Here is a 25,082-nt window from a genome sequence, read left to right as displayed (position 1 = left end):
TTGGTCGGCCGTCTCGTCTGTTAGTCGTTGACGGCTAACCGCTCTAGCAGTGCTGCCTCGTGTGAATCTGCCCTGCTTGTTTCCTCACCTCATTACCGATGATGGATGCCCCGATGAATGCCACCAAGTGCCCGCTCTGGATCACCTTGCCAGCATTAATAGGTGCGGCGTTGCTACCGGCGGTCGGAATTTGCGAGACACCGGACTGGGAGAACGAACAGGTCATCAGCATTAACAAACTCCCACCACGAGCGACGTCGCTGCCCTACCTGGATCGGGAGTCCGCCTGTTCAGACGATCCTAACGCGAGTCCATTTTTCCAGAGTCTCAACGGTGACTGGAAGTTTCACTGGGCCAAAGATCCGGCCAGTCGGCCGAATGATTTCTACTGGCCAGAGTTTGATGTCAGCGGCTGGGACGATATTCCCGTGCCAAGTAACTGGCAGCTGCACGGCTACGGCGTGCCGTTGTACACAAACGTGACCTACCCATTTAAAAAAGATCCACCGCGAGTGATGGGTGAGCCGCCCGCAGACTACACAAATTTCAACGCCAGAAATCCCGTGGGTTCTTACCGCCGCGACTTTACCATTGAGAGTGATTGGGACGGACGACAAGTCTTCGTCCAGTTCGATGGTGTCGATTCAGCCTTCTACTTGTGGGTCAACGGTGAAAAAATCGGATACAGCCAGGGCAGTCGCACACCGGCAATGTTTGACATTACCGAACACGTCAACGTCGGCAGTAACACCATCGCTGCAGAGGTCTACCAGTACTGCGACGGCAGCTATCTTGAAGACCAGGACTTTTGGAGACTCAGCGGTATCTTCCGCAACGTATCGCTGTGGTCTGCCGACAAGCTGCATATCCGTGACTACTTCGTCCATACCAACCTCGACAAAGACTATCGCGACGCCACCCTTGAGGTAGAGATCGAGATTGCTGGGGTTCCAGAGACCGATAGTCAAGTATCACTCGAAATGGAGTTGCTCGACGACTCTGGCCAGATCATCGCACAGCAGGAAAAACAACTCACGCGGGCAACTGGCCAGACTCCAAACGTCTCGCTGACCCAGGCGGTCGAGACGCCCAATCTATGGTCAGCCGAAAAGCCAAATCTGTATCGCCTCGTGCTGACTCTCAAAGACGCCGACGAACAAACCATCGAAGTCGTCAGTACGCGAATCGGTTTCCGTAAGGTCGAAATTAAAAACGGCTTGCTACATGTCAATGGAAAATCAATTTATCTCAAGGGCGTCAATCGACACGAGCATGACCCGGACACCGGACACACCATTTCACGGGAATCGATGATTGCTGATATCAAACTGATGAAGCAGTTCAATATCAATGCGGTTCGGACGAGTCACTATCCCAACGTCCCCATGTGGTATGCGTTGTGCGACGAGTACGGACTCTACGTCGTTGACGAGACCAACATTGAGTCGCACGGCATGCACTACGGCAAAGATTCCTTAGCGAAAGATCCCAAGTGGGGCAAAGCTCACCTGGATCGACTGCAGCGGATGGTCGAGCGGGACAAGAATCACCCTTCCATTATCATTTGGTCGCTTGGCAACGAAGCCGGAAACGGTGTGAACTTCATGACCAATTACGATTGGGTGAAGCAGCGTGACCCGTCCCGCCCGGTGCAGTACGAACAAGCAGGATTCGGAGATCGAAATACAGATATTCGCTGTCCTATGTACGCGAGCATCGATCGCATTGTGAAGTACGCCACGGAGAATCCCGATCGCCCATTGATTCAGTGCGAGTACGCGCACGCGATGGGCAATAGCGTTGGCAATTTCCAAGATTACTGGACGGCCATGGAGTCCCACGATGCATTGCAAGGCGGCTTCATTTGGGATTGGGTCGACCAAGGACTCCGTAAACCAATTCCGGCTCAATATCTCGTTACTGATCAGAGCGGTCAGCAGATTGAGGCACGCGTTTCGGGAACCTTCACGGAGCACGAAGGTGTCACGGGAGCAGTCAGCCTGCCGGACATCGATGCTCTCGACCTCACCGAAAAACTCACTCTCGAAGCAGTCGTTATCGGCAATCGCGCCAGCGGATTTAACCCTCTGATTTCCAAAGGTGATCATCAATACCTGCTGCGACTCGATTCTCGAGGCATCAATTTCACACTCTACTCGGATGCGTGGAAGGGGCTCCAAGCATCCTATGACGAAGCAGGGCTCGCTGACGGCGCCAACCGGATTACCGCGACCTACGATGGCGCTCACATGAGACTGTACGTCAACGGCAAGCGAGTCAAACGGCAACCCTTTACCGGCAAGATCGCGTCGAGTGGTTTCCCAGTCAACATCGGACGCAATTCTGAACACGTGGATCGCACGTCAGCGGTGCCGATCCAAGCGGTACGGATCTACAATCGAGCTCTGTCGCCGACGGAAGTGGGCGACGTTAATTCCCGCGATCGCAATGGCTTGGTGCTCGACCTGGATTTGCGAAATGCCGTTGCGGAGGAGACGCCCCAAGACGCCGACGAGACGTTCATGGCCTATGGTGGTGACTTCGGTGACCGTCCGAACGATGGGAACTTCTGTATCAATGGCTTGGTCAGCGCGGATCGAAATCCAAACCCGCACCTCTGGGAAGTCAAGAAAGTTCATCAGAACATCAAGGTAACTGCAGTTGATCTGGCGGTAGGCACGTTCCGCGTGCAAAACAAGTTTGCATTCACCAACACGAACGAGTTCGTCCCCCACGTGACGCTGCGACTCGATGGCAAGATAGTGGGGAAAGCAACCCTCAAACCGTTCAACATCGAGCCGGGCAGCACGCAAACGATTGTGATTCCAACAATGAAGACGGATGAGATGCAAGGTGAGGCATTGTTAAGCATCGCGTTTGATACCGTTTCGGATACGCCGTGGGCCGCTGCTGGACATCGTGTTGCTTGGGACCAGTTCGAACTCAGTGCGGGCGTACTGTCTGATCCGAGTGTTACCGGAGAGAAGATCACGATCTTGTCACCGGATGACAATCAGCGTGTTATTGAAACAGGAAACGTCAAAGTCGCGGTGAATACACACACCGGTTCGCTCACATCGCTGCTGATCGGTGGGAAAGAGTTGCTGCATGGCGAATTGACACCAAATTTCTGGAAAATTCCAAACGACAATCAATACGGAAACAAATACGTTGCACGCCTTGGTGTTTGGCAGAACGCCGCCGAAAAGATGATCGTCACGGACTTCGATATCGAAGCACTAGAGGATCGCGTCGAGATCACCGTCGTTGGCAACCTGAAGATTGGCGGCTCGAGTTGCGAGTTGAAATACACGGTGTTCTCTGGCGGCGTCGTCCACGTGCAGGCTGGCTATGTCCCTGGCCGAGGTAATGTCCCTGGCCAAGGCAAAACCCCATTGCTGCCACGGTTTGGCATTCAGTTCGCGGTTGGCAACGATCTTGATCATGTCACCTGGTACGGCCGCGGCCCCCAAGAGACCTACTGGGATCGCAAGACGGGCGGCGAAATCGCGGTTTATGAATCCACACCGATGGACTTGTTCCACAAATATGTGCGTCCTCAAGACGCTGCAAACCGCTGCGACGTTCGATGGCTGAGACTCAGCGACGATTCCGGCCATGGGATCGAGATCGCTGGTGACCAACCGCTGAGCATGAGCGTGTGGCCTTACACAATGTCGGAGGTGGAATCCGCTTCCCATCCTTACGAACTTCAACGCAGCGAGTTCAACACGATCTTTGTTGATCTAAACCTGCAAGGAGTCGGTGGCGATAACAGCTGGGGTGCACGGACCCATGCTCAGTACACTCTGCCCGGAAACCAACCCTACCGTTTTTCATTCTCCATCTCACCCGTCGGTTTGTGAGATGACACAGGCATTCACCACCTTCACTAGACAGTGGGTAGAGCAATCGTGTCAGCGTTGATCGCCAGGTCCGAGTTCGTGTGAATCGCAGGATTGCTCCGCACTTGCAGCCGGTTTCAATGCTAAAAGACCGAGACCGAGACCGAGCAACACGAGAACGATCGGGGTTGTAATGACGACGGTTCCGGTAATGTCGCCACCGAACGCAAGATATCGTGACAGCACGGCAAACACGATCTGAACGCTCGCTGCAACGATTGCTGAGCTTCCTGCAAGCGTTTTGGACCAGAAACCCGCCAGCGACATTGTCGCTACGATCGGCAGGTTCCAAACGAACAAGGCGCCGTACCGCTGATCCACGGGGGTCGATGTCAGCAACATCGCGGTAAAAACAAGGTATGCAGTGGCAGCACAAATGAATGCGAGACGCAACTTCGGAGAAGCCTTCATCCGGCGGCGCGTCACAACTGGGTGGAGGTCAGCGGGCGTCAAGTATGGGTTCGGTTCAGATGACATAGCGTGCGACGCGTTCGGGCAACATGTATTTATCACTGGGAAGTCACCGTGGGCACAAGTAATATTGTGCACCCCGAGGTGGATCGCGGGTAGCGCCACGATGTTGAATTCTGGATGTATCAGGGTGAGCGTCCGAAATGAGCGCTGCCACTGCGGAAGAAATGGTGAGGATGGAAGGACAAATTACTTTTGGCTCACAAACTCTTTCAGTCGATCGCATCAAGCGAACACAGCTGCTCGGCGACCCCATCCAGAGCGGGTGCGGTTTTCCAGGTCGAATGATTCCGATCCCCAGCCTCATTGGAAATTCCGCGGACAATTGAGAGAGGAACGCCTGCGACTTGACATGCAAGCGCCACCGCGAATCCTTCCATGTCCTCCGCTGCGAAAGTCTTTCCCAAACACGTTTGCTCGGCACGTCGCCGCGCCGCCTGTGCATCCTCAAGAGTGGGTGATGCGGCGCAGCGAGTCAGCAGTCCAGGGCTGCGTGCACCTTCCGTGGACGATTCAGGCAGGTGCAGCCCAAGGCGATCTCCAATCGGTTCGCCGCTCGCGTCTGCATCAAGGTGGTTCCAACCGAGTACGGTCGCCGATAGATACGAGTCCTCGGAACCAACGCCGATCCCATCGCAGACGACTTCGTCAAACCAGTATGCCGAGCCAACCTCACACTCCGGTCCAAGGGAACCGGCAATGCCGGCCAAGATGACGTGAATTGGGCGGTGCTGATCGAGATACCGCATCGTCATCGCCGCGGCAGCCACAACTCCGAACCCACACGTTTCGATTCTCGTCGTGCCCACCAATGCGTGTCCCGCATCCCCACGGCGCAACATCGCCGAGACCAATCGATCTCGCTCCATCGCCGTCGGAATCAGCAGCAGTCGACGTCCCGCGGCGGTTGAGTGCGAGTCGTGATCGCAGGCGGAACTTGCAGCCACTTCAGTTACCTGCCGCCACGCCGGATCTCACTGCCTTCGAAGCGAATTTGAAAGCGGAAGATCTTTTTGGTCCGGCAGGTAATCTTGCCCGTCTCAAGGTTAAAATGATCGGGTGTTTCGGCGAAGTTAATGTTGGCGACGCCGCGAAAACCGCGTTCGGCAAACACATCGATGACCATCGCCAACGTGATCGGATCTTCGAAGATGGAATCCTCGCTATTGATAACCGCAAGTCCCGCGATCGCGTGACGCTGGATGATGGGCATGAATCTTTTATCGATGATCTCGATGACACGGTGGAAGAGTTCCCGGTGACCGAGTTGGTAGCTATCTAAGCGACGGACGAGTTCCTGCCGCGCGTGAACGCCCATCTCACTTGCCAGCGGTAAACCGCGTACAGCATCATAGGTCTCTGGATCGAGTTCGAGTGACGATTGATAATCCAACTCAACACGAATCTTCTTTTCCACTTCATCGATCGGCCCGTCAGCGTCAATGAAGTGGTAATGATAAATCTGCTTGAGTGACTGCAGCGCGTCCCATGTTTTTTCCTTGAACACACGGTAGCGACGTTTCGCGGCGATCGGATCAAGATCCGTCGGCCGAAGTTCGATCTCCAGACCGCTACCTTCACGCTGGATGCGCTCATTGTGAGCGGCAATTTTGCGTCCCCGTAGCAGCTGCCGCTCTATGCTCGTTTTCTCATCGATAAACAACACGACGGCATGAACAGTCGGTTTGCGAAAGTTAATCGCCAACGGTGTGTGGTGGTACTCACGATAGAGCTGGTTCATTTTTTGAACGAGCAAGTGCAGGCACTCCACCTGCACCCGTGTACGTGGGAAGCCGTCGAGAATACATCCGTCGCGGTAAACTTCCTCGAGCAGTTTTCGAAACAGGATTCCGACCACCTCGGTGTCACCCACCATGCCGCCCGCTTCTTTGATGCGTTCGGCCTCGGGAGTATTCAGTAGATCGCTGATCACAATCGGAGGGCAGGTCAGGCCACGAGCCTTCGCAATGAATTCGGTGTTGGTGCCTTTCCCCGAGCCGGGCGCTCCACCCAGTAAGATCAATTCCTTAGAAAACCTGAGATTTTCGTGCCCGATCTCCTCTTCGAGGTCGTCCCAGACCGTATTGAAAATGACTTGAGCATCCTTGACTTCCAAGTCTTCCACAGCATTCTGACTCGCCGCCGCGATAGCCTCATCGGTTACCACACGGGACGCTTGCATCCCAAAAGACACCGGCTCGGAAATCAATTCATTGCTCTGCTCCGCTGAGATCGAAGTCGAATCAGCGTCAGACCGTTGATTGTTACGGACGTCAGTTGCTGGGATCGGCAATTGGGGTGTGGGATCGAGATCGGGAGACATCAGCAGTCGACCGTAATTCGGGGGTTGGCAAGCGGAAAGCAGCATCCTACCCGCTGACGTGGTAACTGACAAAGGTGAGAGAAATTTCGGAATCGGCTAGATAATCCTCACACGACCAATCCACGCCATCATGAACAGTCTCCGGTTCAGAACTGCAGCGGATTGATGTCCAGCTCGGGGCGAAGCGTCTGCAATCGCTGGAGCCCCGCCGCGGAGACCTGGGTGCGCTGAAGATCGATGGTTTTCAGATTCGGCAGGGCAGCGATGACGTCGATCACGTCATCGGTAATCGGCGTTCCGGTAATCCAGATTGTCTCTAGATGCGGACACGTTTTCAGCAGTTCCACGACCGAATTGTCAATCGCTGTCCAGCTGAGATCGAGTTCGCGTAGCTCGATCGCCCGCGAGAGTAGACCCCCGATTGCTGGAGTGACCTTGGTCGCTTCCAAACTCAACTGGTCAATCCCTGAGGCGTCACCGAGCAGACGTCGCACTGAGTCGTCTGTGATCGCAGTACGGGAGGCATCAAACCAGCGGATGTGCGGGAGCGGCGGAAGTGAGTCCCAACCGCGATCGGAAACCTCACATGCGGCCAAGCAAATGGCACCTGCATTGCCTGTAATCGGATGGGCGAGCAAATCGGCGTCATCAAGCATTAGATAATGATCAGTTCGCTCGGCAGGATCGAGCGTCTCGGAATTGATGTCACGTAGACTGACAAAGTCGGTGATATCCACGCCGTAAATGCCCGCCAGCATGTTCAGGATGATCGCTCGCCGTGGTGATGCAGGATCACGATCGAGAGCGTCGTGCGTTTGCAGGATCGACTGCGAGTACCATCGTGCCAGATCACCTCGCCGCTGGATCTCCGTGCGATTTCCGCGCAGTTCATCAATCGGAATACTGCCTTGACGAGCAATCAAATTCTGATAGCGGGCGTACTGCAAGCGATTGCTATCCCACCCTCCAACACTGGCCAGGGTATCGCCGTATTGCAGGGATTCAAAATGCCCAGCAATACCTTCGACTAACCAAAACTCATTCGTAGTTGCCGTGGTCGCATTAGCGCGACCGCGATCCGTCGCCTCTTCGAATAACTGGTGGCAGATCTCGTGCGCGATCGCAGACTGGTCTGCTTGAGGATAAAAGAAGGACGTTGTCAGAGAGTCGCTGTAGAATCCAGTCGAGGCCGCGATTGTGGCGGAGCTACCCGCTGCGATTTGTGGATGGGCAATGGTCTGCTGGTAGGATGTCTCATCGGGCAGCAGGACCACCCGATGTCGCTTTCGCAGGGAAAGCCGGGAGCGGGCATGTTGAGATAGAAACTCGTCGGCAGATGTCGACGAGGGGTTCCAATCGGCCAGGCTAACGGCAACCTGATCTCGACCACTCCAGAGCGGGAAATAGAGTTGCGTCCAGACCCAATAGATTCGTTCGAGGTCCCGTGCGATCTGTTTAGAATCGGGCCCATTCGCCCGTGTCAGAATCTCGAAATGAGGCGTTTGCACGACCGCAAAACTGGCGGCTTTCCACGGCAAGAAGCGAGGTGCCAAACGCCCTTTCCGCGCGGTCAGTTGAACTTCATCGGATAAGGGCAGTGCCAGCCAACGACGGATGGCTGGCGATGCGAGATTGTCGTGATGGCCACGCCACAAGGCGACGTAGCGCCACCAATCTGCATCACCACCTCGCGAGTCTGCGTCAATTCCTACCGCCGCGGTGGGTAGGATGCCGGCCTGCCAAATCGCAGCATCTGCGGGTGCGATCGATTCGGCGGCAGAAACAGCCGATGCCGCTGGTAAATACGCCGCACTGCGGTCGGCCGCGGGTGCCCCGGCTGCGAGCAGGAAAACCAGACTCCACACCCCCAACCACACCCGATGGGTTAGAATAGCGGGCTTCCGTAACACTCTCGCAGTATGTTGGTTAAGGCAACCGTTTTTCATGTATATCACAAGCTCAACTTCTCGAATTTCATTCGGTATTCGGCAGGGACGCCCCTGGGCAGCGGCCGCAACTCTATTGGCATGCTTTGCTTGCAGCGTGACGCTGGCGGCAACCTCCCACGCTGCCGAGCGGAACGTGCTATTCATCATTACAGACGACGAGAGCCCGACGCTGGGTTGCTATGGAGATCCCTGTGCGGTGACGCCAGCGATCGATGCCGTTGCCGCTGACGGCCTGATTTTTCGCAATGCCTTCGCCACGACGGCATCCTGCAGTGCCAGCCGTAGCGTCATCATGAGCGGCCTGCAAAACCACCGCAACGGACAATTTGGACATCAGCACCATTATCATAAGTTCTCATCGTTTGACGATGTGATTGGACTGGCACTGCCGCGAGTGATGCAGCGTGCTGGGTACCGCACCGGCCAGATCGGCAAGTACCACGTCGCTCCGGAGGAAGTGTACCACTTCGAAACTTACCTAACGGGAAATAGCCGCAACGCGGTCGCCATGGCCGATACCGCGAAAGAGTTCATCACAGACACCACCGACGAGCGGCCCTTCTTTCTCTACTTTGCCACGTCCGATCCGCACCGCGGTGGTGGTGTCGACAAGACGTCCGACCTGAAACTCAAACCCAACCTGTTCGGCAACAAAGCGAAACATGGTGAGTTTCCGGGTGTGAAGGAAGTCTTCTTCGATCCCGCGGATGTGATTGTCCCTCCGTTTCTGCCCGACACACCCGAGACCCGCAGCGAACTGGCTCAGTACTACCAATCGTGCAGTCGAATTGATCAAGGGGTAGCGCGTCTGGTGCAGATTCTCAAAGACGCAGGCCTGTATGAGAAAACTCTGATCGTTTTCACATCCGATCATGGGATGGCATTCGCCGGTGGGAAAACAACCGTCTACGAGGGTGGGTTAAGGGTTCCCATGGTGGTGCGAAATCCGTACGTCGCCGAACGGGGTGTCGAAAGCGATGCTTTGGTCAGCCACGTGGACGTCACACCCACACTTTTGGATTTCGCTGGTGGCCTCAATCGGAAGAAGAACGCCCCCAAAGACATGCTAAACGCCCGCAAGTACTGGCTCGAGAAAGGCCTGTCGCCCATTGACAACCGGGACGGTGGTCAGCCTCTGGATCACTATCACGGCACGTCGTGGCTCGATGTATTGAGCAATCCAGAACGTTCACACCACAACGAGATTTTTGCCTCACACACGTTCCACGAAATTCAGATGTATTATCCGATGCGAGTCATTCGCGACGAAAAATACAAACTGATTTGGAACATCGCCCACCCGCTTCCCTATCCCTTTGCCAGCGACCTGTGGGCAGCGAGCAGTTGGCAGGCCCAGCTCGCCAAAGGTCTCGAAGCTCCCTACGGCAACACCACCGTCGGTCATTATATCCAGCGACCCGAGTTCGAACTATTTGATATCGTGGCGGATCCTTACGAACAACATAATCTCGCCGAGAGTTCGGGAAATCAAGAATTGCTGAAGAAATATCAAGCTAAACTGAAGGCCGCTCAGAAGCAATTCGATGACCCCTGGATCATGAAGTGGGATTATGAATAACAGGGTAACGGTGCTGCGTCACGAGGGTTCAGGACTTTAAGAAATCGTCCTGGATCCTCTACTTCGTTTCTACCTGTACACGAAGAACGATCCGTTATCAGCAACGTTGAACATCGGACGCAGGTAGCGATTGGATCCCGTTCGACAACCTGGACGATAGACCATACTGATTCCCACATTCCATCCTTCGGATTGATACTTTGGAACCGAAGTGTCACCCGTAGGCGCGAAGTAGGTCGAGCCGACTTTCATCGACAATCCACCAGCGAGCGGCACGTCGATGTCGCTGCCAATCAGAAAGTGATTGTTGTCGGTGCCTCCGATGTAAGACGTCCATTGCCCTGTCGGACCGAAGCAGTATCGATAGAAGGCACGATACTGATCGCTGGCTTGGACCGTTTGGCTGCCATTGAACACGGTGCCCGACTGATTGGTAACGAGTGTGGGGACCGTGTCATCGTTGAGGCCGGCCATCCAGTGGAAGCCGAAGTTTTGTCGTGGCGACAACTTCCAGCTCAGCTCACCTCGCAGCTGCAGGAGGTCCGTGTCGTAGTACCAATTGTCGCTCAGGTAGTCCAACACCACACCATACTGTAGCCCGTAGTCGACCCGGCGAAACAAGCCACCGGTGAGAAAGATCTGATTGCGGTGTTGTTCGGTAAATTGCTGGCCCTCGAGGTTATTCTGCGTGGCGCGGAGGCCGAACTGAGCCGACAGGTCGATATCAAACAACTTTTTGAGGTCGCGTCCTTCGTTAAAACCCTCATGAAATCCAAAGCTGCCGCTGTTGGCATTCGTGCCCGATCCGGTAGCAGGGACATTCATCGGATTCAGAAAGGCCTGAGTTCCATAGAAGAACTCAAACCGACTCCAGTCCACTCCTAACACGGGTAGAAAAAGCGGAAAGCGAGCTGGCTCACAGTAGCGGTTATTGCTGAAACCATCGCAGGTCCCGTACCCGGAACTGCAGGAGTCACAGCCGCAGGCATCACCGCCGAAAGATTCCATGCCACATGCTGGTTCCAACCCACAGCTCGCCTCCATCGCGTAAATGGGCTCCAAGCCACAGTTCGGCTCCAAGAGAATCCCACCCTCGATGCCACAGGCGGGGTCATAGCCAGCACACTCATTGCAATCGCAAACGTTTCCGTGAGCGCCATAGTCTTCCAGGAAGCCTACCTGCTGCACCTGTCCGTTTGACGGACGCTGTGTCGAGCGGCCAGAGTTGCTCGCAATGCTCTGACGGCGAACGCTTGATCGTTGCACTAACTGGGGTGACCGTGCCGCGACCCGTGTGGCGTCAGCGTCGACTTGACCAGGGGCCCATTTCGTCTGGACCGCCGCACCTTGCGGTGCGGCGTAAGTGTCTGCTGCGTCCCATGTGGAGACGCCCGCCATCATCATGAGAATGATGGCAACCCAAAGAGAGCGAACGGGATGTGCCGGCGTGAGGGTCGTCATAGTTTCGGAGACAAACATGAGTAGATTCCAGATTCGCAGGCGGTGGTCACCGACCAACATCGTGCTGTGGGAGATTCGACGTCATTTAGCATCGGATCATCACAACCCCTCTCATTAGAAAAACCTTCGTAATCGTTACAAACTATCGGACCTACACGCGCAGTCGGAGTTTCACGGCATAGCCACCGCCCCTAGTCGGCACAGTTAGACAACACCCACGAATTCTGCGGGACTCACACAATTCTTCCGAAAACACAGACATCTCGTCATCTTCCCGCTATGAAAATCGTGAGACAGGGATGTCAACGAATCACATGATCCCCTACCGACGCTTCGGCCTGTCGCTCTTGCTCGCCACTCTCGCTCCGGGAACGGTGTGTTGGTATGCATCGCCGCATGCTGCCCAGGCGCTCGGCGTGCCCTTGGCGTGGGCGCGAGGAGATCACGATGCTCACGGTGAAAGCGTCCCATCGCTAGGCGATGACATCACCATCGATTCGCTAGCTCCAACCGTCCCCAGTCCAGCGTACGTCGAGGACCTAGTCGATCTTGCCGGTCCAACGGACCTGGCCGAAACCTCTACGGAAACGCTCCTGCCCGCCTACACAGCGGCCGATGTGGGGCAGTGGGCATACGATCACTCACCGGCGGCACGATCCATTGACTCCGAAGCCAACGCCGTGATGCGGGGCATCGATACCAACGACTCCGATGCATGCTGTGCCGCGAGACTGGTGCAGAATGTCTTGCGTGAGGTGGCACTGGCTCGGCGCAGTGAAAGCGCCACCCAAGCGAAGACCACCTACCACAAACTGGTTGCCGCCACACTGGCTGTGGAAGTGGCCGACGAGGCGATCGCCGCGCAGGACAAGCTCATTTCGCTGGCAGATGAAGCGGAACGATTGGATATCCCCGACGCCAACCCATTGAAGCTGCGTCAGGCCCGATTCGATCTCCTCGACGTGAAAACCGAGCAATCGTTCAACGCATTGAAACTTCGCCAAGAGCTGTCACGGTTGACCGGACGCAACGAAGCGGAGGTTGCCACGGCGGTCATGGTCGACGCGCTACCAACCGATGCGATTGCAATCGGTGCCGGCGAAGCGGTCGCAACAGCACTGGTCCAGCGTCATGATCTGCGGGCCGTGCGAGTCCTCTGTCGCGATCTCAATCGTTGCAATCTCGACGCCGCACGATTGCTGATGGGTACCCTCAGTCCAGGCACGGGTCTGTCCCTGGCCAAGGCGGCAATGGGAATCCTCAAGTGCTTCAAAGACGACAACACCGACAACGACCTGAACGCGAGGCGGTGTCAATGCGGCGAACTGCAGCGGTCGCTTGAAGACGTCATCCGCAATGAAACCCTGCAGGCCGTGCTCGATGTGAGGAGCGCCGAGGCGAGGCTACAACTCGTCGACGAACAATTGCAACTGGCCACCGAGCGACTCGATGAGGCACGCGGCAAGATCCAGATCGATGCGGCCAATCCCGGCAGCGACCTGCTCGTTGAACTGGAAATCTATCAACTGCGAGGCAATCGACTCGCACGTCAAAAAGACCTCGCCCTGGCCATCGACAATTTCCATCACGCCACCGGTAACGACACTGCAGCGTGGTAAGGGCGCAACCCCGTTGGGGTTCAAGCTGGTTTTGACGCACTGGCATGTACCGCGTCTGATAACCCGTGGACTAAATCCCAGGATCTGAGACGCAAGCCCGTGGCCCAGGCTCAGTTACCACTTGCCGGCGAGGTAAGATCGGCAACGCTCACCCCGCTGAGGCCAGCAGTGATGCAGGAGGGCTGCTTTCTCCATGCCAAGACGACGCAGGGTTGTTGGAGGCGATTCACACCGTGCACTGGGCAACAGCACTGCGGAGGCCTTTGAGAGGGTCGCCAGCGGGGATGAATTCGTGAGCGAAGTATCCCTGGTATCCGATGTCAGCGATGGCGCGAGCGATCGGCGGATAAAATAACTCCTGCGTGTCGTCGAGTTCGTGACGACCTGGATTGCCCGCAGTGTGGTAGTGACCGTAGTAAGGATGGTTCTTTTCAATAGTGCGAATGATGTCACCCTCCATGATCTGCATGTGGTAGATGTCGTACAGCAACTTGAAATTGTCACTGGCAACTTGCTTCACCAGTTCCACGCCCCACTCGCTGTTGTCACACATATAATCAGCATGGTCGACTTTGCTATTGAGCAATTCCATCTGGAGTGTGACATTTGCGGCTTCAGCGACCGGCACGATCTTCCGCAAGGCATCGACGCAATTCTTCATCCCTACCTTGCGATCGATACCTCGGGCATTGCCACTAAAGCAAATCACATTTCGCCAACCCTCTGCTGACGTCGCTGCGATCGCGTCAGCCATCTTCTCCAGCGCTTCATCGTGATACTTAGTGTCACACAGTCCATTGGTGAGCGAATGCGATCCGACCATCGTGCAAACCAAGCCATGTTTCTTCAGCGTTGGAAAATCAGCAGGACCGAGCAGGTCGATTCCCACCAAGCCCATCGACTGGGCATGCGACGCCAACTCGTCCAGTGACATGCCGTTGTAGCACCACTTACAGACCGACTGATTCAGTCGGCCCGCTTTTGCATCGACCGATGGCATGGCGGACTCGGGTTCATCACCGCGAAGTGAGCCGCCCATGAGAGTCGCGGCTCCTGCAGCGGTAGCGAACGAACTTGAGAGAATACTGCGTCGTGTGAGTGGCGTGTTCATAACGAATTGGAAAGAGAGGACCAAGTGAGGTTGGATGACTGCTAACTGGCGAAAAACGCTCGAGCGCAGGACTGAACGCGGAAGCCTGATCTTAACAAATCATTTCATGCGGAACACGGTCCAACCTGAGCGGATAGCTTCGCTCAGGTTGAGCTTGCTCTTGCCTTCGATACGCTCGGTAAACGTAATTGGGACCTCCGTAAATTTGGCGCCCGCGTGATGAAGCCTCAACAGGACCTCTTGGATGAACGCGTAGCCCTCGTAAGAACGATCGCTAAGGTCGAGCTGCGCGAGCCTACTGACTCGGTAGCAACGAAACGAACCACTGGCATCACGGACTGGCAGCCCTAACCGGCGGCGGGTGATCGCGTTGATGCAATGGCTCATCCATTTTCGCCGCAGCGGCCAGCCAATGATTTTGCCGCCGGCGACGTATCGAGACCCAACAGCCACGTCAGCGCCAGCAACAACTGCGTCGACGAGTCGGGGCAGATCCGCCGGGCTGTGCGATAAATCACCATCCAGGTTGCAGAACAGGTCGTAGCCACCTTCGATCGCTGCCGCCATTGCCGTTAGGATGGCACCACCAAGTCCACGTTGTTCACGAACATGACATTTGACGGATGTCAGACCAGTCTGGGAGGCATAGTCTCGGACCGCTGCAGCAGTGCCATCGGGCGAATTGTCATCGACCACGAGAATATCGGCCGTCGGCAGCGCCTGGGTGATCTGCCGCAGCATTTCACGGATATTACCCACCTCGTTGTACGTGCAAACGCCAACGAGAACGCGTGGCGCTGCCGGACTCGACGGCAAACCGTTTGCATCAGCCAATGGATCGGGTCCGCTAGTCAACGAAACTACTCATTTAAAACGCCGCCAACCGCACGACAGCCCGTTATCCGTCGGTAGATGGATTCAGGGCCTGTCCGCACGGAAATGACAGTCTGGAGGCCTGTCCCACGGATGCCTACAGCGCTAACAGCAAACGGCTGGGTGCTTGGAGGTATCCAATCACATCGTTGAGGAACCGGGCTGCGGTACCACCATCGACGAGCCGGTGGTCGTACGACAGGCTCAGCGGCATCATCAGCCGTGGCTGGATCGAGTCGTCAGGCATCACGACAGGCAGTTTTCGGCTGCGTCCAACCAGCAAAATTGCGACTTCAGGAATGTTGACGATCGGTGTGCTGTATTGCCCACCAATGGCTCCAAGATTGCTGATCGTAAACGAACCGCCCTTCAGATCACTGACGGCGAACTGCCCTCCTCGCACCTTGCCGGCCGTTTCAGCGAGGCCTCGAGCAATGTCGGGAATACCCATGCGATCAACGTCCTTCAAAACGGGGACGACGAGACCACGATCAGTATCGACAGCGATGCCAATATTGACATAGTCCTTGTAAACAATCTGCTCGTTTTCGCTGTCAATCACCGCGTTAATGGTGGGGTGATGCCGCAGCGCCGTGGCTACCGCTTTGATCAGAAACGGCATTGTCGTGAGCTTCAAACCCTGGGCAGCATAGTCCTCTTTGCTGGATTTCCGCAGTCGTTCCAGATCGGTAATGTCAGCGTCGTCAAAATTAGTGACGCGTGGGACATTCGACCATGACGCATGCATTTGCGCGGAAATCGTTTTGCGAATCTTGCTCATTCGCTCAACTCGGATAGGCCCAAAATCATCTTGATCGGCCGTACCGGGTAAATCCTTCGACACTGGGGCGGCAGGGCGTGCTGGTCGCGAAGGTGCTCCTCCACCACTGCTGGCTGCTGGGGCGGCCTTGACCTGACTGGCCGAGCGAACCGCAGCGAGCACGTCGTCACGGGTGATTCGTCCACCGGGACCGGTACCCCGAACACTGGCAAGATCAACACTGGTTTCGCGGGCCAATTTCCGAATCGCAGGGCCAGCAGGGATTGAGCTCGCGTCGGTCGACGCGGCGGCTGGCTCGATCGTCGCGGGAGCTACCGGCGCGGCGGGGGCAGCGGGCTGACTGGGGGGCGTTGCGGCCGGGGCTTGTTTCGCCTGGGGCTGCGGCTCAGCTTTCGGCTCGGGCTTCGCTTCTGCCTTGGGCTCGGGCTTAGGCTCTGGCTTCGATTCGGCCTTGGACTCCGCCTTTGGAGTTTCCGCTACAGGAGACTCCTCACCAGCTCCCTCCGCTGCTTCGACTTCGATCAACACGCCACCGATGGGAACGGTGTCACCCTCGCTGACAGAAATCTTCGTAACTTTGCCGGCGGCATCGGCGGGCACTGGTACAGTAGCTTTGTCCGTTTCCATCTCGACGATGTCTTGGCCCGCTTCGATCACGTCGCCGACGGAAACGAAGATTTCGAGGACGTCGCCAGATTCGATTCCGTCGCCCAGTTCAGGAAGTTTGATTTGCATGAGAAAAAGTAGAAAGAGGATTCAGGTTGGAGGGTGTCAAGCAGAAAGAGCGTTCAACGAGAGGATTCAAAACGAGGCCCATGCGTTCTATTTCTGAACGCTGAACCCTGAACCCTCATTTTCTCTTTCTATGCAAAGTAGGGATCGACTTTATCCGGATTGTAGTCGAGATCCTTGATTGCTTGGGCGACGTCGGACATTTCAAACTCACCCGCTTTGGCTAAACGGTACAGAGTGGCGATCACGATTGACTCAGCATCGACCTCGAAGTGTCGACGCAGTGCCTCACGGGTATCGCTGCGGCCCATTCCGTCAGTCCCGAGCACGTAGTAGTCACCAGGAATCCATGGTGTCAATTGCTCTCCCAGGGCGCGAACGTAGTCGCTCGCGGAGATAAATGGTCCTTCAACACCCTCGAGCGTTTCTTCGAGATAGCTGCGGCGCGGTGTCCCGGTGGGGTGCAGACGGTTCCAACGCTCGCAGGCACCAGCATCGCGGCGAAGCTGCGTGTAACTGGTCACGCTCCAGGCGTCCGAAGCGACGGAGTATTTCTCGGCGAGGATCTCTTGGGCCTTCAGCACTGAATTCAAAATCGCACCACTGCCGAACAGCTGCACGCGTTGTTTGCCGCCGTCGACATCGACGCTCTTAAACTTGTACATGCCCTTGATGATGCCTTCTTGGCAACCTTCAGGCATTTCGGGATGCATGTACTCTTCGTTTTCGGCGGTGATGTAATAAATGCACTGCTCACCATCGGCGAACATCCGTTGCAATCCCTCTTGCACGATCACGACGACTTCATAAGCAAACGCCGGGTCGTAGGCACGCACTGTCGGAAATGCGATCGCATTGAGCAGACTATGCCCGTCTTGGTGCTGGAGACCTTCTCCATTGAGCGTCGTTCGCCCTGCGGTACCACCGACGAGGAACCCCTTCGCTCGCATGTCGGCAGCAGCCCAGATTGAATCGCCGATTCTCTGGAAACCAAACATGCTGTAATAGATAAAGAACGGAATCATGCTTACGCCATGACAGCTGTAGGCAGTACCGGCAGCGTTGAAGCTACTCATCGAGCCGCATTCGGTGATACCTTCCTCGAGAATCTGGCCGTCCTGAGCTTCTTTGTAGTACGAGAGCTGGTCCGAATCGGCGGGCTCGTAGTTTTGGCCCGCATGGGCGTAGATACCGAATTGGCGGAACATGCCCTCCATCCCGAACGTGCGAGATTCATCGGGCACAATCGGCACAACATTCTTCCCGATCTTTTTATCGCGGCACATTGCGATCAGCGTTTGCACCGCCGCAAAAGTCGTACTGATGCTCTTGTTCTCGAGCTTGCTGATGAGTTTGGCGAAGTCGTCCATCGAGGGGACTTCCAGCGTCGGATGGGTCGTCGGCCGACTCGGCAGATAGCCTCCCAGCTCTTGGCGGCGGGCCTGCAGATATTTCATCTCCGCACCGCCGGCTGGCGGTTTGTAGAAGGGGGCATTCCCGACTTCCTCGTCACTGATGGGGATCCCAAATCGTGTGCGGAACTCGAGCAACTCAGCCTCGTTCATCTTCTTTTGATTGTGGGCCACGTTGCGGCCTTCGCCAGCTTCACCAAGCCCATAGCCCTTGACGGTTTTCGCCAGAATCACAGTCGGTTTGCCGTTATTCAGCTCGGTCGCTTGCTTATACGCTGCATAGACCTTTTCAGGATCATGTCCGCCACGACGGATCTTTTCAAGTTTCTCGTCGGAGAGATGCTTCACCAACTCAAGCAGTTCGGGGTATTTGCCGAAGAAGTGCTCGCGGATGTAACTGCCTGGCATCGACGTGTACTTCTGGTACTGGCCGTCGACGACTTCGTTCATGCGTTTGGCGAGCAATCCGGTAGTATCGCGAGCGAGCAATTCGTCCCACTCCCCGCCCCAAATAACCTTGATCACGTTCCAGCCCGCACCGTGGAAAATCGATTCAAGTTCTTGAATGATTTTGCTGTTGCCACGGACCGGACCGTCAAGTCGCTGCAGATTGCAGTTGATAACGAAGATCAGGTTGTCGAGTTTCTCTCGCGATGCCAAGCCAATGGCACCAAGTGTTTCAGGTTCGTCACATTCGCCGTCACCCAGAAACGCCCAAACCTTCTGACCTTTCGTATCTTTCAAGCCGCGGTCATTGAGGTATTCGTTGAAGCGGGCTTGATAGATCGCCATGATTGGACCGAGGCCCATCGAGACGGTAGGATATTCCCAGAAATCGGGCATCAGCCATGGGTGCGGGTAGCTGCTCAAGCCGCCCGCCTCTTCGAGTTCGCGGCGGAAGTTCTCTAGCTTCGTTTCATCGAGCCGACCCTCGACAAAGGCCCGCGAGTACATTCCCGGCGAAGCATGGCCCTGAAAATAAACAGAGTCGCCGGAGTACCCATCCTCACCACGCCCTTTGAAAAAGTGATTGAACGCGACCTCATACAGCGTGGCACTACTCGCGAACGTACTGATGTGTCCACCGACGCCTCCACCCCGTTTGCCGGCCCGCACCACCATCGCCATCGCGTTCCAGCGGATAATGGATTTAATCCGTCGTTCCAATTCCCGGTTCCCTGGATAGGCGGGCTGTTCGTTGGGCGGAATCGTGTTGACGTAGGGTGTCGACGTGTCTGCGGACAGCGGCACACCGTGTTCGGCGGCACGATCACGCAGCTGATCGATGAGAAACTTGACTCGTTCTGGGCCCTGACTGTCGAGCACGTATTCGAGTGAACTGAGCCATTCCTGTGTTTCGTATGCATTGACGTCAACGTCAGCGGAACGTTGCAATTCGCCGAGCTGTTGGGCGACTTCGTTTTGGGCGACTTCGACTTCGGCGACGTTTTTAGAATCGGACATCAATTACGGGAAAAACCCGGCCTCTGGGAACGTGGTCAAAAGCTGCGGTAGTTGCGAAAAAACTCGGAAGCCCCTTACTTTACTCACTCAACCCGGTTTTCAACAAGGTATGTAGTCTCTGCGACTATGATAAACTCGCGCGATGAAGTCAGATAAAACCAGTGCGGAAGATGCGTCCGAGGTTGGCGGAGCATGCAACGAACCGGAGTTGCGTCCGGGGACGACGTGGCAACGCATCTCGGGCGGCCCCGATGGGGCTGCATTTGTCTCAGCAGGCTCCGGTCGGGGTGGCGAAATGCCACACCCCGCCCTCATCAAAGAGCTGCGCGTGCTGTCTGGAATTGCCGGAAACCCAGCCCGTTTAAGTGACTTGCGATGGCGTCTGCGGCTGATCGAGCTCGCAGCGCATCCCTCAATTCGCAGCGTTCTCGCAGAGTCACTCGATCAAAACCCGCCAACGATCATACTCTCCCTGCCAGGGGATATCGATCCGCGGAGGCACCGCCTGAGCGATCAAATCGACGGGCTTTCACCCCGTCATCGCATCGCCTTGGCGACAGATCTCGTCGATGCCCTCGCAGCCGCCCATCGTGTCGGCTTGCGTCAGGAAAGCCGGCTCGTCGAGTGCATCCTCGCCGCTCCTGGTAGCAACGGTGAATTCATCACCGCAATTGACCTTACGGGGCTGCAGGTTGGTGAGCACATGGGAGCTACGCAGCAGGTTTTACCAACCTCACGCGACGTCGAGCTGGACGAATTGCGCACGCTGATGCGAGCGTTATTACTGCCCATCTTCACAACCGTCTCTGGCATCTCACCTACCTCCTGGGGGCGTGAAATTGACTGGGATGACCTTCAATCGCTCATCGCCAATGATGAGGAACACGATGAATCCAGCCCTCCAACGCTGTCACGCTGGCAGCAGTTATTCTCAAAGGGATCGCTGGCGACTGAGAATGATTTCGCTCACGACTCGGGGGCGAATCGGAACAGCGGCGGCGACCGTGGCGACGGCGTCAATGCTGACCTACGAGAGCGTGACCTCGCGGAGCGTGACATTGGGGAACCCAACATTGGGGAGCAATGCACCGAAGAAATAATCCGCCGAGATTCCGATCCGACCGTGACGCTCGGTGGAGAGATCACACCTGCCATGACTCAGCCAGTACCTGGGTCTGGCAGGCCCCCGTCGCAGGCAGGCATGGTCCCTGGCCAACTCGGTCGCTTCCGGATTGAGGAGCTCATTGGCGAAGGTGGGATGGGAAGAGTTTATCGCGGGGTCGATCTCGCGAACAACCGTGATGTGGCGATTAAAGTGCTTCGTCGCCACCGGGCGGAAGTTGCTCGGTCGGTGAGTCGATTTCGCAAAGAGGCTCGACTGCTCGCCGACGTTCAGAATGACCATGTGACGAGACTGATCGAGGTAGGCGAGGACCGTGGATACCACTTTCTTGCCATGGAATATATTGACGGAATCGATCTGAAGCGATGGTTTTCGGCACATTCGCACTTAGATGAACCAACGGCATTGAAGCTCGTGGCCGATATCTCGCGAGCCCTGGTCGACGCGCACGCGCGTGACGTGATACATCGCGACATCAAGCCCGAGAATGTGCTCCTGCAATTCATCGGAGATGCCTCACTTTCGACCGCGTACCGTGACCGGCCATTGAGCGACTTCCGTGTCAAGCTGACCGATTTTGGGATTGCCCGTCACATCCATCAGACAACATCCATGGAGAAGACTCCCGACGGCATGATCATGGGTACGCCTCAATACATGTCGCCCGAACAGTTTGACAGCGATGCGGCAGTGAGGCCGACGGCCGACATCTATTCATTGGGCGTGACTCTATTCGAAATGCTTACCGGCGCGCCGCCATTTCGTGCTGAGGTGGTCATGCAACTGGGAACGATGCATCGCCACAAGGCTCCTCCATCGGTACAAAAAACACGCAACGAGGTATCGGACCTGACGGCCTCGTTGGTTGCTCGTAGTTTGGCGAAAGCCCCCTCTGAGCGGTATGGTGATGCAGCTCAGTTCCTCGCGGCGATCGAACAAGTGTTGCGGGGCGAAGCGACGTCGTTTGCCGCACACCCGCGTGCACCGGAGACTTCGCAGGGAAACGTCTGGGACAAAACGAAATCCTGGGAGCTGGCGAGTACTCCCGGAGAGCTGTGGCCGTTTGTTTCGGACACCCATCGTCTCAATCATGCCCTGGGATTGCCCGCGGTTCAATATCGCAGCGAATTTGATCCGGAAGTGGGGCTGAGGCAGTTCGGCTCTTTCCGCCTGTCTGGCCTGCATGTGGCGTGGGAAGAGCACCCTTTCGAATGGATCGAAGGGCAACGAATGGGAATATTGCGGGAGTTTACCTCGGGTCCGTTTAAGTGGTTCTTGAGCATTGTCACGTTCGAGCGAACGGACCGTGGTGGCACCAGACTTTCTCATCAAGTTCGCATCGCTCCTCGAAACCTGCTGGGTCGATTCGTCGCGGTCGTCGAAGCTGATTGGAAGGGTTTTCGTAATCTCGACCGCGTCTACCAGCGAATCGATCGCGTGATCCAGCAGCGGCGATTCGTCTGTGATGGTACCGATCCTTTTGAAAAGCCAGCACGGATATCCAAGGGCCAGCGAACTCGGCTCGAAGAGCGAATCGCTCGCGTGATTAACGATGGCATCGCACCGGATATCGCAGAGAAGCTGGGCAATTGGATTCGTACGGGAGCGTCGCAGGAACTCGCCGCCATCCACCCCTTGCAGCTGGCCGAGACGCTGCAGGTTGATGCTCAATCCATGGTCGATACGTGCCTCGTCGCAGCACATCGAGGTTTACTGCAACTGCGCTGGGACATCTTGTGCCCCACCTGCCGCGCCCCCGCAGCGACAACAGCCCATTTATCGGAGATCGCTACCCATACCGCTTGTCCCGCATGCGACGTGGAATTTCAATCCAATGTTGAAAATGCCATCGAGATGGTATTCCGCGTTCATCCGGAGATCCGTCAGGCGAATGACTCACAGTACTGTATCGGCGGACCAGAACATGCACCTCATGTTGTCGCCCAAATGCGGATCGAACCGCATGAGCGTCTCACGTTGCCGCTGGATCTTTCCAGCGGCGATTACTTGATTCGCGGTCCGCGCCTACCACGTACCCAGTCGATTCGCGTGCGTGACACGAGTGCCCCGAGCTCGCTCGAACGAACTCTATCGGAAATTGGCGGCGATATTCATGTGCCCGTGTTACGACGTGGTCAACAGTCGATCACGTTGACCAATGATTTTGACACGCTCCACGTCGTGCGATTGGAACGTTCGATTTCACGCGACGATGTAGTGACAGCGACGGCAGCCGCATCAATGCCCAAGTTCCGTGAGCTGTTTACCAATCAATCGCTGTCCAGCGAAAATCCAGTTTCGTCTGAGCAAGTCACTCTACTGGCCATCTCAATTAACAATATCGACGCCATCTCGGCGAAATTAGGCGACATAGAAGTCTACCAGTGCACACACGACCTCATTTCGCTAGCGAAGAATACGGTAGCTGCCCATCGTGGGTCCGTAACGCGAACCATGGGTGAAAAGCTATTGGCGGCGTTCGATCGTCGCGAGCAAGCGGTTCAGGCAGCTGTGCAAATCCGGGACGAATGGCAGTCACACATCCCGCCCCTTGATTCACAGCTCGATTTGCAGATTGGCATTGGAATTCATTGCGGTGCCACACTCGTCACGACGGAAAATGATCGCCTCGACTACTATGGCACATCCGTCCGGGCCGTCAGTGCACTGGCCAACCAGTGCGGTGGCAATACATTGCTCACCGAAGTAGTAGCGAGCGACCCCGAAGTGACTGCATTGCTGCCATGGAACATGGAGCTCGACACAATCCATCTGCCCGGGATCGGCGCCACGCGCGTCCGCCGTCTTGGTCAGGTGTAGCGCACGTTTTGATGCTCGGGCTCAAAGAATGCGGATAACAGTGAATCAACTCGCAGCAACCCTTCGCGAGTCAAGCGAATCTGATTGCCATCAATCACCACCATGCCTTGCTCGACGTATTGCTGCCAAACATCGGACCACTGGGCGACGATATCCGCACCAAACTTATCGCGGAAGTAATCTCGCTCAAGAAAGCCTCGTTTGAGCAGCAGGATCATCTCGCGAATCAAGGACTGTTGCGGCGTCGGGACGTAACCTCGACCCAACGGTAGGTTGCCCGCCTCGATCGTCTCGAGATAGGCCGGCATGTGCGGCAGATTCTGGTAATGCACGCCGCGGACATGTCCGAAGCTCGCGATGCCCGTAGCAATCAGATCGGCGCCTTGCCATAGATTGTCGCGGTAAGAAAAATTGACCTTGCCGGTATCTTTGACAAGCGTATATCCGCTGCTGACCTTGTACCCTGCCGCGATCAATTCATCGAAGGCAAAATCGACCCAGTCCCGCTTCAACTGCCAAGGCGCGACAGGGCTCTCGGTTTGATTGCCGAGCATGTCCTTGCTATAGATCGTGTTGAACGGCAACTCCATTTGGTAGATCGTCACACTCTCCGGCGACATCTCGATGGTGCGGCGAATATTATCTCGCCAATTCTCCCAAGTTTCGCCCACCATGCCGGCGATCAAATCAATGTTCACATTGGGAAACTGAGCCGCCTCGATCCATTCCCAGGCGGCAAAAACCTGCTTGGACAGGTGCGCACGCCCGTTCTCTTCGAGCAATGTGTCGTTGAAATTCTCGATCCCCAAGCTGATGCGAGTGACGCCCAGTTTTTCTCGCAGCGTTTTGACCTTCGTTTCACTCAGTGTCCCTGGCTCGCATTCGAATGTGACCTCTTCGGCGCCGTCCCAAGTAATATGTTCATGCAACCGATCTGCTAGCTTGGTCAACTGCTTCGGGGACAGAAAACTCGGGGTGCCGCCGCCGAAATAAACGAAGCGAAATGGTCGCTCGCCCATGACGGGCAGCTTGCTGACCATTGAAATCTCGTTACACAGCGCATCCACGTATCGCTGAACCTCGGCTGCCTTGACGTCCGTGAAGACTTTGAAATAGCAAAACTTGCATCGTTTGCGACAAAAGGGGATATGCAGATAGAGGCCGAGCGGATTGTCGTTGGCTGGCGGCGAATCCATCGCAGAACGAACATCGTCGAGCGCCTCGGCACTCCATTGGCTATAAGGTGGGTAGTTGGAAATGAAGACACTACCCACTTCGGTCTTGTCGTCGCTCGAGGTGCTCGTCATGGCAGAGAGTTCCAGGTTGGTGCGGGAATCGGATGGGAAGACATGTCGGGCGCTGGCAGCTGCGTGCCGCTTCAGCGTACACCGAAACAGCGTCGTTGGTAACGTTGACGTTTATCGGGACCAATGCCGCATTGGACCATGATCGGCTTGAG

General features: G+C 56.0%; 14 protein-coding genes. 4 read left to right on the top strand and 10 right to left on the bottom strand.

All coding sequences use genetic code 11. The features are described 5' to 3' along the window. Positions 1 to 98 precede the first annotated feature (98 nt). Entirely contained in the window at positions 99 to 3,866 is a 3,768-nt protein-coding gene (locus Poly21_RS02770; RefSeq protein ID WP_146405483.1) for a glycoside hydrolase family 2 TIM barrel-domain containing protein, read from the top strand. Between the two features lie 51 nt (positions 3,867 to 3,917). Here Poly21_RS02770 and Poly21_RS02765 read toward each other — a convergent pair whose 3' ends face one another. The 4 genes from Poly21_RS02765 to Poly21_RS02750 form a co-directional block, all read right to left on the bottom strand. Then, positions 3,918 to 4,382, bottom strand: a complete 465-nt coding sequence (locus Poly21_RS02765; RefSeq protein WP_146405482.1) for a hypothetical protein — start codon at positions 4,380 to 4,382, stop codon at positions 3,918 to 3,920. A gap of 206 nt (positions 4,383 to 4,588) precedes the next feature. Next, on the bottom strand, positions 4,589 to 5,323 hold the full coding sequence (gene mqnB, locus Poly21_RS02760; RefSeq protein ID WP_146405481.1) for a futalosine hydrolase: 735 nt from the start codon (positions 5,321 to 5,323) through the stop codon (positions 4,589 to 4,591). Between the two features lie 5 nt (positions 5,324 to 5,328). Beyond that, entirely contained in the window at positions 5,329 to 6,558 is a 1,230-nt protein-coding gene (locus tag Poly21_RS02755; protein ID WP_146406807.1) for a nucleoside monophosphate kinase, read from the bottom strand. A 287-nt stretch (positions 6,559 to 6,845) separates the two neighbouring features. Then, positions 6,846 to 8,609, bottom strand: coding sequence for a leucine-rich repeat domain-containing protein (locus Poly21_RS02750; protein WP_146405480.1), 1,764 nt, complete (start codon positions 8,607 to 8,609; stop codon positions 6,846 to 6,848). A gap of 34 nt (positions 8,610 to 8,643) precedes the next feature. On the opposite strand from Poly21_RS02750, the gene Poly21_RS02745 reads away from it, so the two are divergent. Then, positions 8,644 to 10,227, top strand: coding sequence for a sulfatase family protein (locus tag Poly21_RS02745; protein ID WP_146405479.1), 1,584 nt, complete (start codon positions 8,644 to 8,646; stop codon positions 10,225 to 10,227). A gap of 69 nt (positions 10,228 to 10,296) precedes the next feature. Here the strand turns inward: Poly21_RS02745 and Poly21_RS02740 are convergent, their stop codons facing one another. Next, complete coding sequence (locus Poly21_RS02740; RefSeq protein ID WP_302117325.1) at positions 10,297 to 11,688, bottom strand: DUF6666 family protein; 1,392 nt, start codon at positions 11,686 to 11,688, stop codon at positions 10,297 to 10,299. 299 nt (positions 11,689 to 11,987) lie between these two features. On the opposite strand from Poly21_RS02740, the gene Poly21_RS02735 reads away from it, so the two are divergent. After that, positions 11,988 to 13,307: a TolC family protein gene (locus Poly21_RS02735; RefSeq protein WP_302117323.1), complete on the top strand. Its 1,320-nt coding sequence runs from the start codon at positions 11,988 to 11,990 to the stop codon at positions 13,305 to 13,307. 226 nt (positions 13,308 to 13,533) lie between these two features. Here the strand turns inward: Poly21_RS02735 and Poly21_RS02730 are convergent, their stop codons facing one another. From Poly21_RS02730 to aceE, 4 genes are all read right to left on the bottom strand, one after another. After that, a complete protein-coding gene (locus Poly21_RS02730; RefSeq protein WP_146405477.1) occupies positions 13,534 to 14,418 on the bottom strand; it encodes a hydroxypyruvate isomerase family protein in 885 nt (294 codons plus the stop codon). Positions 14,419 to 14,517: 99 nt separating this feature from the next. Next, on the bottom strand, positions 14,518 to 15,273 hold the full coding sequence (locus Poly21_RS02725; RefSeq protein WP_436967469.1) for a polyprenol monophosphomannose synthase: 756 nt from the start codon (positions 15,271 to 15,273) through the stop codon (positions 14,518 to 14,520). Positions 15,274 to 15,388: 115 nt separating this feature from the next. Continuing rightward, on the bottom strand, positions 15,389 to 16,807 hold the full coding sequence (locus Poly21_RS02720) for a 2-oxo acid dehydrogenase subunit E2 (RefSeq protein WP_146405476.1): 1,419 nt from the start codon (positions 16,805 to 16,807) through the stop codon (positions 15,389 to 15,391). 128 nt (positions 16,808 to 16,935) lie between these two features. Beyond that, positions 16,936 to 19,680: a pyruvate dehydrogenase (acetyl-transferring), homodimeric type gene (gene aceE / locus Poly21_RS02715; RefSeq protein WP_146405475.1), complete on the bottom strand. Its 2,745-nt coding sequence runs from the start codon at positions 19,678 to 19,680 to the stop codon at positions 16,936 to 16,938. Positions 19,681 to 19,822: 142 nt separating this feature from the next. On the opposite strand from aceE, the gene Poly21_RS02710 reads away from it, so the two are divergent. Then, positions 19,823 to 23,623, top strand: a complete 3,801-nt coding sequence (locus tag Poly21_RS02710; protein ID WP_146405474.1) for a protein kinase domain-containing protein — start codon at positions 19,823 to 19,825, stop codon at positions 23,621 to 23,623. Here the strand turns inward: Poly21_RS02710 and Poly21_RS02705 are convergent. Then, positions 23,614 to 24,930, bottom strand: coding sequence for a coproporphyrinogen-III oxidase family protein (locus Poly21_RS02705; RefSeq protein WP_146405473.1), 1,317 nt, complete (start codon positions 24,928 to 24,930; stop codon positions 23,614 to 23,616). The two genes, Poly21_RS02710 and Poly21_RS02705, sit on opposite strands and share 10 nt — an antisense overlap. Positions 24,931 to 25,082 lie beyond the last annotated feature (152 nt).

The sequence above is a fragment of the Allorhodopirellula heiligendammensis genome (genome assembly GCF_007860105.1).
Classification (GTDB): Bacteria; Planctomycetota; Planctomycetia; order Pirellulales; family Pirellulaceae; genus Rhodopirellula; species Rhodopirellula heiligendammensis.
The sequence above is the reverse complement of the archived record's forward strand: the minus strand, read 5'-3'. Positions and strand labels throughout refer to the sequence as shown.

What these genes read in the sequence shown, in the direction of transcription:
- Poly21_RS02735 (WP_302117323.1), top strand. Translation starts at nt 11,988, where the DNA reads ATGTCAACGAATCACATGATCCCCTACCGACGCTTCGGCCTGTCGCTC.
- Poly21_RS02765 (WP_146405482.1), bottom strand. Translation starts at nt 4,382, where the DNA reads ATGTCATCTGAACCGAACCCATACTTGACGCCCGCTGACCTCCACCCA.
- Poly21_RS02745 (WP_146405479.1), top strand. Translation starts at nt 8,644, where the DNA reads ATGTATATCACAAGCTCAACTTCTCGAATTTCATTCGGTATTCGGCAG.
- aceE (WP_146405475.1), bottom strand. Translation starts at nt 19,680, where the DNA reads ATGTCCGATTCTAAAAACGTCGCCGAAGTCGAAGTCGCCCAAAACGAA.
- Poly21_RS02705 (WP_146405473.1), bottom strand. Translation starts at nt 24,930, where the DNA reads ATGACGAGCACCTCGAGCGACGACAAGACCGAAGTGGGTAGTGTCTTC.
- Poly21_RS02740 (WP_302117325.1), bottom strand. Translation starts at nt 11,688, where the DNA reads ATGACGACCCTCACGCCGGCACATCCCGTTCGCTCTCTTTGGGTTGCC.
- Poly21_RS02720 (WP_146405476.1), bottom strand. Translation starts at nt 16,807, where the DNA reads ATGCAAATCAAACTTCCTGAACTGGGCGACGGAATCGAATCTGGCGAC.
- Poly21_RS02755 (WP_146406807.1), bottom strand. Translation starts at nt 6,558, where the DNA reads ATGCAAGCGTCCCGTGTGGTAACCGATGAGGCTATCGCGGCGGCGAGT.
- Poly21_RS02730 (WP_146405477.1), bottom strand. Translation starts at nt 14,418, where the DNA reads ATGAACACGCCACTCACACGACGCAGTATTCTCTCAAGTTCGTTCGCT.
- Poly21_RS02710 (WP_146405474.1), top strand. Translation starts at nt 19,823, where the DNA reads ATGAAGTCAGATAAAACCAGTGCGGAAGATGCGTCCGAGGTTGGCGGA.
- Poly21_RS02770 (WP_146405483.1), top strand. Translation starts at nt 99, where the DNA reads ATGATGGATGCCCCGATGAATGCCACCAAGTGCCCGCTCTGGATCACC.